We start from the raw sequence: 13,276 nt of genomic DNA, 5'->3' as shown, positions 1-13,276 counted from the left end.
GGTGTAGACCAAACAATCGGCGGGCCGGCGTGACCCTTGACACAGTTAATTGGTCTAGTCCAATATTGTGCGTACCGGCCCGGTACGGGCCCCACTGACGCGAGGAGCCTCACGTGACCACCCCACACACCACCCAGGACCCCGGCCCGGCGGACGCCGCCGGAAAGAAGAACGGGAAGCGCAGGGGACTGCGCATCCCCGGGTTCGCCCAACTGCAGCGGCTCGGCAAGAGCCTCATGCTGCCCATCGCCCTGCTGCCCGCCGCCGGCATCCTGCTCCGCCTCGGGCAGGACGACATGCTCGGCGGCACCGACATCCCCGTCATCGGCCCGTTCTTCGACTCGATGAGCGCCGCCGGCGACTCGCTCTTCAGCAGCCTGGCCTTCCTCTTCGCCGTGGGCGTCGCCATCGGCTTCGCGAAGAAGGCCGACGGCTCCACCGCCCTCGCCGCCGTCGCCGGCTACCTGGTGATGACCTCCGTCTTCACGTCGATGTCACCGGTCGTCCTGGAAGGCGTGACCGACGCCGCCGGCGACCAGGCGATGATCGACTACAGCGTCTTCGGCGGCATCATCGTCGGCCTCATCACCGCCTGGCTGTTCGACCGGTACCACGACATCGAACTCCCGCCCTACCTCGGGTTCTTCGGCGGACGCCGCTTCGTCCCCATCGTGGTCTCCCTTGCGGTGCTCTTCGTCAGCTTCGCCATGTCCTGGGTCTACCCGCTGTTCAACAGCGGCCTGACCTCCGTCGGTGAGTTCATCGCCGGCTCCGGGGCACTGGGCGCCTTCGTCTACGGTTTCGCCAACCGCATGCTGATCCCGCTGGGCCTGCACCACATCCTCAACACCTTCATCTGGTTCATCTACGGCGACTACGAGGGCGCCAACGGCCTGGTCAGCGGTGAGCTCACCCGCTTCGCCGCCGGCGACCCCTCCGCCGGCACACTGACCTCCGGTTTCTACCCGGTGCTGATGTTCGGCCTGCCCGCCGCCGCCCTGGCGATGATCCACGTGGCCAAGCCACGGCAGCGCACCGTGGCCGTCGGCATCTTCGGCGCCGCCGGACTCACCGCCTTCATCACCGGCATCACCGAGCCCCTCGAGTTCGCCTTCATGTTCCTGGCGTTCCCCCTGTACGTGATCCACGCCCTGCTGACCGGCCTGTCCCTGGCGGTCGCGAACGTGCTCGACATCCACCTCGGCTTCTCCTTCTCCGCCGGACTCGTGGACCTGCTGCTCTACGGCCGCGCCCCCGCCGCGCACAACATCCTGCTGCTGGTGGGCCAGGGACTGGTCTTCGCCGTGGTCTACTACCTGCTGTTCCGCTTCGCGATCACCCGCTGGAACCTGCGCCTGCCGGGCCGCCTGCCCGACGACGAGTTCGAGGCCTCCCAGGCCGCCCAGAACTCCGACGGCGCCGTGGGCTCCGAGCGTGCCGAGCAGCTCATCGCCGCCTTCGGCGGACGCGACAACCTCGTCGGCGTCGACGCCTGCATCACCCGCCTGCGCATGGAGGTCACCGACAAGGGTGCCGTCAACAAGGGCGCACTCCAGGCCCTCGGCGCCGCCGGTGTCATGGAGGTCGGCAACAACGTCCAGGCCGTCTTCGGCACCCAGTCCGACGTCCTCAAGGAGGAGATCAAGGTCGCCCTCGCCGGCGCCGCCCCGGCCACGGCCCCCGCCCCTGTCACCGAACCTGTCGTCGCGCCGGTCGACGCCGATGCAGCCACCCAGGCTGCCACCGAAGCAGCTGACGCGCTCCCCGAGCCCACGCTGGTCCGCGCCCCGGTCCAGGGCCGCACCGTCGACCTGTCCGAGGTCCCGGACAAGACCTTCGCCGCCGGTTCCGTCGGCCCAGGCCTGGCCGTCGAGCCCGACGGGGGCGCCGACGGTGTCGTCGAGGCCGTCGCCCCGGTGTCCGGCAAGGTCATGCAGCTGCTGCCGCACGCCTACGCCATCATGACCGACGACAAGACCGCCGTGCTGGTGCACCTCGGCCTGGACACCGTGAAGCTCAAGGGCGAGGGCTTCACCGCCCACGTCGCCAAGGGTGACCGGGTGGTCCAGGGACAGCCGGTGATCACCTACGACGTCGCCGCCGTCGCAGCCACCGGCTACCCCACCGTCGTCCCCGTGGTGGTCATGGACGCCCGCGGCGCCACCGTCGATCCCCTCGTCGAGCCCTCCGCACCGGTGTCGACGATGCGCCCGCTGTTCACCGTCACGAAGAACTCGAAGAACACGAAGAAGTAGGGACCCCCATGGAAATCATCATCCTCCCGGACGCCGACGCCGCCGGTGAACTCGCCGGCGACGCCGTCGCCGCACTGCTCGACCGCAAGCCCGACGCCGTCCTCGGCCTGGCGACCGGCTCCTCCCCCCTGCCGATCTACGACAACCTCGCCGCCCGCCACGCCGCCGGGGAGGTCTCCTTCGCCGAGGCCCGCGCCTTCACCCTCGACGAGTACGTCGGCCTCGACGCCTCCCACCCGGAGCGGTACGCCAACGTCATCCACCGCGAGTTCACCTCACGGGTGGACTTCCGGCCCGGCGCCGTCCAGGGCCCCGACGGGCTGGCGACCGACATCCCCGCCGCCTGCCAGGGCTACGAGGACGCCATCCGCGCCGCCGGCGGGGTGGACCTGCAGATCCTGGGCATCGGCACCGACGGCCACATCGCCTTCAACGAGCCCGGCTCCTCCCTGGCCTCCCGCACGCGCATCAAGACCCTCACCCGCCAGACCCGCATCGACAACGCCCGCTTCTTCGACGACGACCTCGACCAGGTCCCCACCCAGTGCCTCACCCAGGGGCTCGGGACGATCATGGAGGCCCGCCACATCGTGCTGGTCGCCACCGGCCAGAACAAGGCCGAGGCCGTGCACCAGCTGGCCGAGGGCGGGGTGAGCGCCCTGTGGCCCGCCACGGTCCTGCAGCACCACCCGCACGTCTCCGTGCTGGTCGACGAGGCCGCCGCCGGACGGCTCCAGCTGGCGAACTACTACCGGCAGACCTACGCCGCCAAGCCCGTCTGGCAGGGGCTGTGACGGGCGCGGCAGGCCCGACCGGTCCGACCGGCACGCTCGTCACCGCAGACGTCCTCGTCACCGGCGACGAGGTGCTGCGCCCCGGCTGGGTGGAGATCACCGACGGCACCGTCACCGCCCTCGGCGGTGGCGAACCGCCCCGGCCCACCACCGACGGCGACCTCGTCCTGGACGGGGCCACCGTCGTCCCCGGATTCGTGGACATGCACGTCCACGGCGGGGGCGGCGGCGCCTTCCCCGTCGCCACCGACGAGGAGACCGCCACCGCCGTGGCGATGCACGCCGCCCACGGGACGACCACCATCATGGCCTCGCTGGTCTCCGCGCACCCGGACGAGCTGCTCCGCGAGGTCGACGTCCTCTCCGGGCACGTCCACGACGGGCTCGTCGCCGGGATCCACCTGGAAGGCCCCTGGTTGGCGCCGTCAAGGAAGGGCGCCCACGACCCCACCGCCCTGCGCCACCCCGGGCACCCGGACGCCGGGGAACTCGCCCGGGTCCTCGACGCCGCCCGCGGCACGGTGCGCATGGTCACCCTCGCACCGGAACTCGACGGTGCCCTGGACGCCGTCCGGCAGGTCGTCGACGCCGGTGCGGTCGCCGCCGTCGGCCACACCGACGCGTCCTACGAACAGACCCTCGCCGCCGTCGACGCCGGCGCGCGGGTGGGGACCCACCTGTTCAACGCGATGCGCCCGGTCCACCACCGCGAACCCGGCCCCGTCACCGCACTGGTCGAGGACCCGCGGGTCACCGTGGAGATGATCGGCGACGGCGTGCACCTGCACCCCTCGCTCTACCGGGGTGTCTGTGAACTCGTCGGCCCCGACCGCGTCACCCTCGTCACCGACGCCATGGCCGCCGCCGGCATGCCCGACGGCAGCTACCGGCTCGGCACCCTCGGGGTGGACGTGTCCGACGGCGTGGCGCACGTGGCGGGCACCGACACCATCGCCGGCAGCACCGCCACGATGGACCAGCTCTTCCGCTTCGCCGTCGCCAACGGCGGCATCGGGTCAGACGCCGCCCTGCTGCAGGCCGTCCGGCACACCTCGGTGAACCCGGCGCGCACCGTCGGCTTCCCCACCGTCGGCCTGCATGTCGGCGGACGGGCCGACCTCGTCGCCCTGGACGCCGACCTTCAGGTCACCGCCGTCCTGCGTGGAGGACGTCCGGTCACTGGGCGGTCTTGAGCAGCTGGCGGGCCAGCACCAGCTTCTGCACCTCACTGGTCCCCTCGTAGATGCGGAACAGGCGCGCGGCCCGGTAGAACCGCTCCACCGGGACCGAGCGCATGTAGCCCATGCCCCCGTGGATCTGGACGCCCCGGTCGGCCACACGGCCGAGCATCTCGCTGGCGTAGAGCTTCGAGGCGGACGGGCCGAGCTTCCGGTCGGTGCCGTCACGGTAGTCACGCGCGGCGTCCAGGGCGAGCGCGCGGGCGGCGCGGAGCTCTGCGTAGGATTCACCGATCATCCCCTGGACCAGCTGGAACGTCCCGATGGGCTGGCCGCCCTGGGTGGCGGTCGCCGCATGCCGGACGGACTCGTCGAGGATGCGCTGCGCCTGTCCCACACAGATGGCGGAGATGTGCAGCCGGCCCTTCGCCAGCGACGCCATCGCCGCCCGGAAGCCCCCCTCCTCCTGCCCGCCGATCAGCCGGTCCTCCCCGACGACCACGTCGTCGAAGAAGAGTTCGCTGGTCCAGGCGCCCTCCTGGCCCATCTTCCGGTCGTGCGGGCCCACGGTCACGCCGGGGGCGTCGGTGTCCACGAGGAACGCCGAGATGCCCCTGGTGCCCGACGCCGACGGGTCCGTCCGGGCGAACACCACCAGCAGCTGCGACAGCTGGGCGTTGGTGATGAAACGCTTCGACCCGTTGATCCGGTAGGTGTCCCCCTCCTTCACCGCGGTGGTGCGCATCCCGCCGGGGTCCGACCCCGCGCCGTCCTCGGTCAGTGCGAACGAGGCGACGACCTCGCCGGAGGCGAGCCGGGGCAGCCACCGCCGCTTCTGCTCCTCGGTGCCGTAGTTGACCAGCACCTGCCCGGCGATGCCGTTGTTGGTGCCGAACAGTGACCGGAAGGCCGGGGTGGTGTAGCCCAGCTCCATCGCCAGTTCCACGTCCTGCACCGCGTCGAGGCCCAGCCCGCCGTACTCCTCGGGGATCGCCCACCCGAACAGGCCCATCTGCCGGGAGTCGGCGATGAGGTCGTCGGGGATCCGGTCGTCCTGCTCGATCTGCTCCTCCAGGGGGATCACACGGGAGTGCACGAAGTCGCGCACCGCCTCGAGGATGTCCCGGAAATCGTCGGCGTCTACTGCGCCCATGGTGTGTCCTTTCATCAGGGGGATGTGACGAGGGCCCGTCCGAGCGCCGTACGGACGGCCCCGTCCAGGGGTGCCGGACGGCGGGTCCGGGGGTCGAGGACGACGATGGTGGTGTCGCCGTGCGCCCGCACCTCGCCGTCCTGGATGAGTTCGTGGCTGACGGTGTACGAGGTCGTCCCGATGCGGGAGATCCAGACCCGGCCGGTGACCGGCCCGTAGACCAGCTCCCGGTCGAAGACGGCGTCCAGGGAGCGGACCACCCGGACCATGCCGGTACCTGTGCCGGTACCTGTACCCAACCAGCTGCGCGTCGCCCGGACCCGCGCCTCCTCCATCTGGGTGACGGCGCGGGCGTTGTTGACGTGGCCGTTGGGGTCCTGGTCCGACCAGCGGAACTCCATCTCGGTGACGAACACCGCTGGGGTCTCACCCACCGTGACCACCCCCGACCACCGAGCCAGCCGCCGAGCCAGCCGCCGAGCCAGCCGCCGAGCCAGCCTCTGACCCTGCCGCCGACCGGGCGGGTGTGCGGCGGATCCAGTCGAGCACGGCCTGCTGGTCGTCGCCGAGGGCCGGCGGCGCCTTGCGGTAGGTCACCCCGGTGCGCGAGTAGGAGATCGGGTTCTTCACCAGCGGGACGGCGTCGTCCCCCTCACCGACCTGCACGACGGGGTCGAGTCCCAGGCCGTCGGCGAACTCGATGCCCTCGCCGATGCTGAGGATCGGTGCGCAGGGGACGTTGACGGCCTGGAGCACGTCGAACCACTCCTCGGCGTCCCGCGTCCCGAGCTGTTCCTCGATGAGGGCGCGCAGCGGTGCACGGTTGGTGTTGCGGTCGTGCACCGTGGCGAAGCGGGGGTCGTGCGCCGCCCACTCCACCCCCAGTTCCGTGACCAGGCGGGCGAACTGGGTGTTGTTGCCGCAGCAGATGACGAGGTCACGGTCGCGGGCCGCGAACGGGCCGTAGGGGAAGAGACTGGGGTGCTCGTTGCCCATGCGCATCGGCTCGTTTCCGCAGGCCGCGTAGCCGGTCGTCTGGTTGACCAGGCTGGACAGCGCCGAGGAGAAGAGGTCGAGGACGACGTGCTGGCCACGGCCGGAGACGTCCCGCTCACGCACCGCCGCCAGGATCCCCACCGTGGCGTGCATCCCGGTGACCACGTCGAAGATCGCCACGCCGGTGCGCTGCGGGGGGCCGTGCTGGCTGCCGGTGACGTGCATCATCCCGGACATGGCCTGGACAAGCAGGTCGTAGCCGGGCATGTCCGCCCCTCCGTCCATCCCGAAGCCGGTGATCGAGGCGTGGATCAGCCCCGGCCAGCGGCGTGCCACCGAGTCCGGGTCGAGCCCGAACTTCGCCAGTCCGCCGACCTTGAAGTTCTCGACGAAGACGTCGGCCCGGTCGATGATCCGGTAGGCGGTGTCGAGGTCCGTCGGGTCCGTCAGGTCGAGCACCACGGAGTCCTTGTTGCGGTTGACCGACAGGTAGTAGGTGCTCACCCCGTCCCTGCTGGGCGGGGTCCAGTAGCGGGTGTCGTCGCCCTGGGGCGACTCCACCTTGATCACGGTGGCGCCCAGGTCGGCGAGCAGCATGGTGGCGTAGGGGCCGGCCAGCACCCGGGAGAAGTCGGCGACGACGAGGCCGTCCAGTGGGCCGGAACTGTGGTGGGGAAACACGCATGACCTTTCGTTCACAAATACTCGGTGGTATAAATCATGAAACCAGCGGCATTGTGATCTGTCCAATACTTAATTGGCGGGAGATCCATTCCTCAGGGGCATTGATCCGGGACGTGGGCACACGGCGACACAGGAGGTAGGCACACATGGAGGTGCAGCAGGCCAGGGCGTTCCTGGCGGTGGCGGAGGAACTGCACTTCGGGCAGGCCGCCGAACGGCTCAGGGTGACCCAGCCGCACCTCAGCCGCATGATCAAGCAGATCGAACAGTCCCTGCACACCGAGCTCTTCGAACGCAGCACCCGCAGGGTGGACCTCACCGTGGCCGGCGAAGCGGTCATCGGGCCGGCACGCGAACTCGTCGAGGCCTCGGAGTCGGTGCGTCGGGTCGTCCGGGAGACCGTCAACGGCACCACCGGCACCGTGCACCTGGGCTTCGCCGGCGCCTCGACACACGAGAGCGTCGGCGAGATCTCCCGCCGGGTGCGCCGGAACAGCCCCGGGGTCTCCCTGCAGCTGCACTCCTCCCAGTTCTCCAACCAGGGTCTGGCCCGCGTCCTGGAAGGCACACTCGACGCCAACATCGGACGGTGGGACTTCCTGCCGCCCGAGATCGCCTCCATCGTCGTCGGGGTCGAGGAACTCCTCGTCGCACTCCCCGCCTCCCACCCGGCGAGCGACTTCCCCCAGGTGTCGATGGCGGACCTGGCCGACGAGTCCTGGCTGGTCCTGCCCGGCGGGGCGGGCTCCATCCTGCACAACAGGCTGAACTCCGTCAGCATGGCCGCCGGGTTCGTGCCCAGGGTCCTCGAGGAGACACCGGACTCCTGGACCCAGATCGCCCTCGTCGGCGCGGAGATGGGCTGCGCCCTCACCCTCGACTCGGTGCGCAACAACGTCACCTCCCCCAATGTGGCGTTCCGGCCCATCCACGGCCTCGACGCCCGCCTGGAGGTCAAGCTGATCTGGAAGCGGACGAACCGCAACCCGGCGCTGCGGCCCGTCCTCTCCACCGTCCGGGAGATGCTGCCGGACCCCCGGGATCAGCTGTAGTCGTACCAGCCCCTGCCCGTCTTCCTGCCGTAGTCGCCCTTCTCGTAGAGCTCCTTCACCGACTGCGCCGGCAGGGACTCCGGGTCACCGGTCTGCTCGTACTCCGCCATGCGGATCATGTAGACCACGTCGAGGCCGGTCATGTCCATCAGCTCGAACGGCCCCATGGGGTGCCGCAGGGCCGTCTTCGCGGCCACGTCGATGTCCCTGAAGTCGGCGACACCGTCCTCGTACAGGGCCACCGCCTCACGCCGGAGGGCGTTGAGCAGCCTGTTGGCCACGAACCCCGGGACCTCCTTCCTCAGCAGCACCGGCTGCTTGCCGAGAGACTCGGCGACCCGGACGACGGTGTCCACGGTCTCCCGGTCGGTACCCTCGTGCGGCACGACCTCCACGCACTCCATGACCAGGGCAGGGTTGAAGAAGTGCATGTTGCACACCTTGCCGGGACGCCCCACCGCACCGGCCAGGCGGGACGAGACGATGTTGGAGGAGTTCGTGGTGAGGACCGTGTGCGCCGGCGCCACCGCGTCGAGCTCACGGAAGAGCCGCTGCTTGACCTCCAGGTCCTCGACCGCGGCCTCGATGACCAGGTCGGTCTGCGCCACGACGGCGTCGCGGTCCAGGGAGAACTCCAGCCGCCCGAACGCCTCGGCCACCTGGTCCGCCGTCCGCCGCCCCTTCTCCACGTCCCGGTCCATCCGGGAGTGGAGCATCTCCTGCGCCCGGTCGAGGGACTCCCGGGCGATGTCCACGATGGACGTGCGGTAGCCGGACAGTGCGGCGACCATGCCGATCTGGGCGCCCATGGTGCCCGAACCGATCACGGTGACGTGGTTGACCTCTGGTGTGCTCATGAAGGACTCTCCTCTGTTTCTTCGGTGTCTGGTCTGTGCGGTGTCTGTGCGTCGTGGCGGACGGAATCGAAGTCGGGACGGCGCTTCTCCTGGAAGGCCCGCGTGCCCTCCCGCTTCTCCTCCGAGGAGTAGATGACCGCCTGCGCCAGGCGCTCCAGCAGCATCCCGGACTCACGGTCCACCGAACCCGAGCGCCTGACCAGGTCCCGGACCAGGCTCGTGGCCAGGGGCCCCTTCCGCCGGATGCGGCGGGCCACCGCCAGCGCGGTCTCCAGCAGCTCCGACGGCTCCACCAGGTAGGTGACCAGGTTCATCCGCAGCGCCTCCTCCGCGGTCAGCCTGCGGCCGGTGAGGATCATGTCCAGGGCCGCGCCCTGGCCGACGACCTCCGCGAGCCGACGGGTGCCGCCCGCGGACGGGATGATGCCCAGCCCGGTCTCCGGGAAGGCGAACTGGGCGGCGGTGGAACCCACCCTGACATCACAGGCCAGGGCAAGTTCATGGCCGCCGCCGAAGGCGTAGCCGTTGACGGCCGCGATCGTCGGCTTCGGGAACGCCGCGACGGTGTCGAACAGTCGCTGCAGCGGGCCCGCGAGCCCGTCCACCGGCGTCCGCTGCGCCAGTTCGTTGATGTCCGCACCGGCGACGAAAGCGTCCTCCCCCGCCCCGGTGACGACCACCGCACCCACGCCGGCGTCCCCGGCGATGTCCGCGAGGTGACCGCGCAGCGCGTCCTGGACCCCGCGGTTGAGCGCGTTGTGCTGTCGCGGACGGTTCACGGTGAGCACCGCGGTACCGTCCCGGTCCTCCCTGACCACCAGGGTGTTGTCGTCACTCATCGGACGGTCTCCTTTTCCTCGTTGTCTGTGTTGTCTGTGCTGTCGTCGGGACGCCGCCGCGCCAGGAGCTTCGTCCCGGCCACCGCGACCGCCACGGCCGCCAGCCCCGCCAGCGTGACCGGCCACTGCGGGAGGAACACCAGGAACCCGCCCGCACCCAGCAGCACCCGGAACGGGACGGCCACCCGGGCCTCCACGAACTGGAGGTACCCCGAGAATGCCGCGGACAGGGCGAACACCGCCACCACCGACGTCACCGCCGCCACCGCGATCTCCGCGACACTGCCCTGGGCGACGATCGCCGGGTTCAGGACGAACCCGAAGGGGACCACGTACTTCACGGCGCCGAACTTCATCGCCTCGACACACGTGCCCATCGGCGAGGCCTTCGAGATACTCGCCGCGGCGAAGGCCGCCAGACCGACCGGCGGGGTGATGTAGGAGACCGACGCCCAGTAGATGATGAACAGGTGGGCCGCGATCGGCTCCACACCCAGCGCGGTCACCGCCGGCGCCATGACGATCGCCAGGAAGACGTACGCGGCGGAGATCGTCAGCCCCATCCCCAGGATGAAGCAGGCCAGCGCGCCGGCGATGAGGATGGGCAGCAGGTTCTCCCCCACCAGCACGATCAGGTCGCGGGACAGGGACAACGCCACACCGGTGGCGGACAGACCGCCCAGGATCAGACCCACGCCGGCGATGATGCCGATGATCTGCCCCAGCGACTTCCCGGCGTCGAGCACCATGGCGACGACCTGCCTCGGCCCGAAGGGGATCGAGGGCCGCACGACGGCGATCCCGATCAGCAGCGCCGTGATCCAGTACGGGACCTGCGCCTCGGACGGGGTGAGCACCAGCATCAGGGTCAGCAGCGCGATGGAGGTGATGTACGGCCACCCCTCGACCAGCGCCCGGCCGAACCGAGGCAGCTGGTCCTTCGGCGTGCCGGTGAGCCTGCGCCGCGCCGCGTAGCCGTCGACCTGGAGGAAGATACCCAGGAAGTAGAGGAACGCCGGCAGCGCCGCGGCGATGAGCACCTCGGTGTAGGGCACACCGATGAAGGAGACCATCAGGAACGCGGCGGTGCCCATGACCGGCGGGGTGATGGACCCGCCGGACGACGCGGTCGCCTCCACTGCACCGGCGGTCTTCGGGCTGAAGCCGGACTTGATCATCGCCGGGATCGTCATCGGCCCGGTGGTCAGCACGTTGGAGACCGCGGACCCGGACATCATGCCCATCGCCGCGGAGCTGCCGACGGACACCTTCGCCGAGCCGCCCCGGTACTTGCCGAAGATCGACATCGCGAGGTCGTTGAAGAACGCCGCACCGCCGGTGTGCTGCAGGACGATGCCGAACAGCATGAAGCCCACCAGGATCGTCGCCGCGGTGTCCAGGGGCAGACCGTTGATGGAGTCCGACCCCATGACGTGCGTCTGCGCCAGGGTGACCGGGTCATAGGTGATCCCCTGCAGGAAACCGACCGGGATGACGTCCGCGACCAGCGGGTACAGGGAGACGGCGAAGGCCAGTCCCGCCACGATCGGCCCGGCCGCCCGCCGCAGCACCTCGACGACGAGTGCCCAGTAGACAAAGCTCAGGACGGACGCCGAGGTCGGGGCGACGAGCGCCCAGCCGTACTCCGCGATCTGCGTGCCGCGGGCGCAGAACCACAGGGCGCAGGCGATGAACACCGCGATGAGCAGAACGTCGTACCACGGCACCCCGCAACGGACCTCGTCCGGCGGTGTCTTCGCCGCCTTCCGCGGCGCCGCGGGGCTGAAGACGATGACCAGCGGCAGGAAACACGCCGAGATCAGGTAGAGGAAGGAGTTGGTCGGCAGCGCGACGCCGAAGAGGTTCCAGAAGAACACCTGGTTCATCGTCGTGCCGATCCCGGTGAGGGTCAGCACGACCACGACGACCTTCCACGGCAGGGTCAGCCGGGGGTTCACCGGCTCACCTGCCGTCTCGTCGATGGTCAGGGTCGGGAGGGTGGAATCGGTGGTGTCGGTGGAGTCGGTGGAGTCGGTGGTGGACTCACGGTCCAGGGGTGGGCTCGTCATGGTTCCTGTCACGACCTCTCGGTGTCGGTGATCTCGGAGATGGGGGCGATGGCGGGGAGGTTCTCCGACTTCCACCGCTTCCACAGCCGGACGACGTCCCCGTCGTCGGAATGCTCGTCCCAGAAGTCCGGCCAGTGCTCCTCCATCAGCCTCTCGCGCTCGACGAGCGCCTCATTGCGCTCCTGGAGCTCGGGGGTCCACCGTCCGATGTCCCGGAAGAAGCTGACCGCGCCCTCGTGGAACGGGACGGTGGGCGCGAGCAGCACCTTGTCCGCGGCGAAGGCCGGGGCGTCCGGCGTGGAGTCCTTGAAGTCGTCGAAGTTCTCGTGGATCAGGTCCAGCATCGCGCGCACCTCCTCCTCCGGACGGTCCCTGGTGGTGGTGAGCGGGATCGAGTACTGCATGTTGACCACCGACTCCCCCTCCGCCAGCCCTGCGCCGCGCGTGGCCTCACCGAGCAGCACCATGGGGGCGAGATCCTCCCACGTGCTGTACTGCTCGGGTGTGCCCCCGGACAGGTCGAGCCACCGGACGGGATACTGGGAGTCAAGTTCCTCCACGGTGGCGCCCACAACGTTCTGGTACATCACGTCCAGGTGGCCCGCCTTCACCGCCTCGGCCTGCTCGCTGTAGGCGATGTCGACCAGCCGGACATCATCGAGGGACAGTCCACCGAAGTCGAGGATCGCCTTCAGCTTGTAGTTCATCGACGTCGACGCCAGCAGCCGGGGGAAACGTTTTCCGCGCAGGTCACTGACGGTCTCGATACCCGAGTCCCGGCGCACCAGCACGCCGTAGTTCCCCGGCGGCGCCCAGATCTGCCGGATCGGCTGCGGACCCCAGTTCTCCGACGTGTACTCGTCCTCCCCCTCGAAGGCGTAGTAGTACTCGTCGCCCGCCCGGGAGTACTGCGCCGTCCCGGCGATCAACGGGCCGATACGGGCGATGCCGGTGTCCCCCGCCATGATGCGGACCTTGGAGCCGCTGCGGTTGGTCACCATGTTCGCGATGGCGGCGACGTCGTTGTACGTCCCCGTGCCCGTGGGGTAGGTCGCCCAGACGGTCTGCGACGGGAGACCGTCGACCGACACCGCCGCCGGGCGCGCGCACCCGGCTGCCGAGGCCGCCAGCCCGAGCAGGCTGAGACCCCCGAGGCCACCGAGGCCCTTGAACAGGTCACGCCGCGACATCGTCCGTGGCGGTCTGGTGCCGGGCCCTGACTGGGGGACGTTCATGGTTCCTCCTAGGAATGTGACGGGCATCTCTCGCCGGTGTCGACGTGATGCGAATCATCCTGACACTGTTGTTCGGGAGCGGAAACATCCTGTGGCGATTGATGACACAGCGGCAAAGATCACGGTGCGGATCCGCACAGATACAGGGCCCCGTGCCCCCTCCC

11 protein-coding genes are annotated in these 13,276 nt (G+C 69.9%); 4 read left to right on the top strand and 7 right to left on the bottom strand.

Annotated elements, in window-relative coordinates:
* The first annotated feature begins 113 nt into the window (after positions 1-113).
* From Q0A34_RS13730 to nagA, 3 genes are read left to right on the top strand one after another with little or no spacing between them, the layout of a single operon-like run.
* Complete coding sequence (locus Q0A34_RS13730; protein ID WP_363316442.1) at positions 114-2,255, top strand: glucose PTS transporter subunit IIA; 2,142 nt, start codon at positions 114-116, stop codon at positions 2,253-2,255.
* Between the two features lie 8 nt (positions 2,256-2,263).
* Complete coding sequence (gene nagB / locus Q0A34_RS09155) at positions 2,264-3,049, top strand: glucosamine-6-phosphate deaminase (protein ID WP_291479691.1); 786 nt, start codon at positions 2,264-2,266, stop codon at positions 3,047-3,049.
* A complete protein-coding gene (gene nagA / locus Q0A34_RS09150; protein WP_291479690.1) occupies positions 3,046-4,242 on the top strand; it encodes an N-acetylglucosamine-6-phosphate deacetylase in 1,197 nt (398 codons plus the stop codon). Before nagB ends, nagA begins: the two co-directional genes overlap by 4 nt.
* Here the strand turns inward: nagA and Q0A34_RS09145 are convergent.
* From Q0A34_RS09145 to Q0A34_RS09135, 3 genes are read right to left on the bottom strand one after another with little or no spacing between them, the layout of a single operon-like run.
* On the bottom strand, positions 4,226-5,380 hold the full coding sequence (locus tag Q0A34_RS09145) for an acyl-CoA dehydrogenase family protein (protein WP_291479689.1): 1,155 nt from the start codon (positions 5,378-5,380) through the stop codon (positions 4,226-4,228). The two genes, nagA and Q0A34_RS09145, sit on opposite strands and share 17 nt — an antisense overlap.
* 14 nt (positions 5,381-5,394) lie before the next feature.
* Entirely contained in the window at positions 5,395-5,814 is a 420-nt protein-coding gene (locus Q0A34_RS09140; RefSeq protein WP_291479688.1) for a thioesterase family protein, read from the bottom strand.
* Entirely contained in the window at positions 5,807-7,057 is a 1,251-nt protein-coding gene (locus Q0A34_RS09135; RefSeq protein WP_291479687.1) for a CoA transferase, read from the bottom strand. Before Q0A34_RS09135 ends, Q0A34_RS09140 begins: the two co-directional genes overlap by 8 nt.
* A 149-nt stretch (positions 7,058-7,206) precedes the next feature.
* Between Q0A34_RS09135 and Q0A34_RS09130 the strand changes: the two genes are divergently transcribed.
* Positions 7,207-8,112, top strand: coding sequence for a LysR family transcriptional regulator (locus tag Q0A34_RS09130; protein ID WP_291479686.1), 906 nt, complete (start codon positions 7,207-7,209; stop codon positions 8,110-8,112).
* On the opposite strand, the gene Q0A34_RS09125 is transcribed toward Q0A34_RS09130, so the two are convergent.
* The 4 genes from Q0A34_RS09125 to Q0A34_RS09110 are packed head-to-tail and all read right to left on the bottom strand — an operon-like array spanning position 8,103 to position 13,112.
* Positions 8,103-8,969, bottom strand: a complete 867-nt coding sequence (locus tag Q0A34_RS09125; protein WP_291479685.1) for a 3-hydroxyacyl-CoA dehydrogenase family protein — start codon at positions 8,967-8,969, stop codon at positions 8,103-8,105. The genes Q0A34_RS09130 and Q0A34_RS09125 overlap by 10 nt on opposite strands.
* A complete protein-coding gene (locus Q0A34_RS09120) occupies positions 8,966-9,808 on the bottom strand; it encodes an enoyl-CoA hydratase-related protein (protein ID WP_291479684.1) in 843 nt (280 codons plus the stop codon). The genes Q0A34_RS09125 and Q0A34_RS09120 overlap by 4 nt, the downstream gene beginning before the upstream one ends.
* Positions 9,805-11,877, bottom strand: coding sequence for a TRAP transporter permease (locus Q0A34_RS09115; RefSeq protein ID WP_291479683.1), 2,073 nt, complete (start codon positions 11,875-11,877; stop codon positions 9,805-9,807). The genes Q0A34_RS09120 and Q0A34_RS09115 overlap by 4 nt, the downstream gene beginning before the upstream one ends.
* An 8-nt stretch (positions 11,878-11,885) precedes the next feature.
* Positions 11,886-13,112 carry a TAXI family TRAP transporter solute-binding subunit gene (locus Q0A34_RS09110; RefSeq protein ID WP_291479682.1) on the bottom strand — a complete coding sequence of 409 codons (1,227 nt, stop codon included), beginning with the start codon at positions 13,110-13,112 and terminating at the stop codon, positions 11,886-11,888.
* Positions 13,113-13,276: the final 164 nt, after the last annotated feature.

This window comes from Corynebacterium sp., from assembly GCF_022712195.1.
Lineage (GTDB): Bacteria > Actinomycetota > Actinomycetes > Mycobacteriales > Mycobacteriaceae > Corynebacterium.
This window is presented reverse-complemented; position numbering and strand designations above follow the sequence as displayed.

Coding starts and splice junctions, on each gene's coding strand:
- Q0A34_RS09115 (WP_291479683.1), bottom strand. CDS start 11,877: ATGACGAGCCCACCCCTGGACCGTGAGTCCACCACCGACTCCACCGAC.
- Q0A34_RS09120 (WP_291479684.1), bottom strand. CDS start 9,808: ATGAGTGACGACAACACCCTGGTGGTCAGGGAGGACCGGGACGGTACC.
- nagB (WP_291479691.1), top strand. CDS start 2,264: ATGGAAATCATCATCCTCCCGGACGCCGACGCCGCCGGTGAACTCGCC.
- Q0A34_RS09145 (WP_291479689.1), bottom strand. CDS start 5,380: ATGGGCGCAGTAGACGCCGACGATTTCCGGGACATCCTCGAGGCGGTG.
- Q0A34_RS09110 (WP_291479682.1), bottom strand. CDS start 13,112: ATGAACGTCCCCCAGTCAGGGCCCGGCACCAGACCGCCACGGACGATG.
- Q0A34_RS09125 (WP_291479685.1), bottom strand. CDS start 8,969: ATGAGCACACCAGAGGTCAACCACGTCACCGTGATCGGTTCGGGCACC.
- Q0A34_RS09130 (WP_291479686.1), top strand. CDS start 7,207: ATGGAGGTGCAGCAGGCCAGGGCGTTCCTGGCGGTGGCGGAGGAACTG.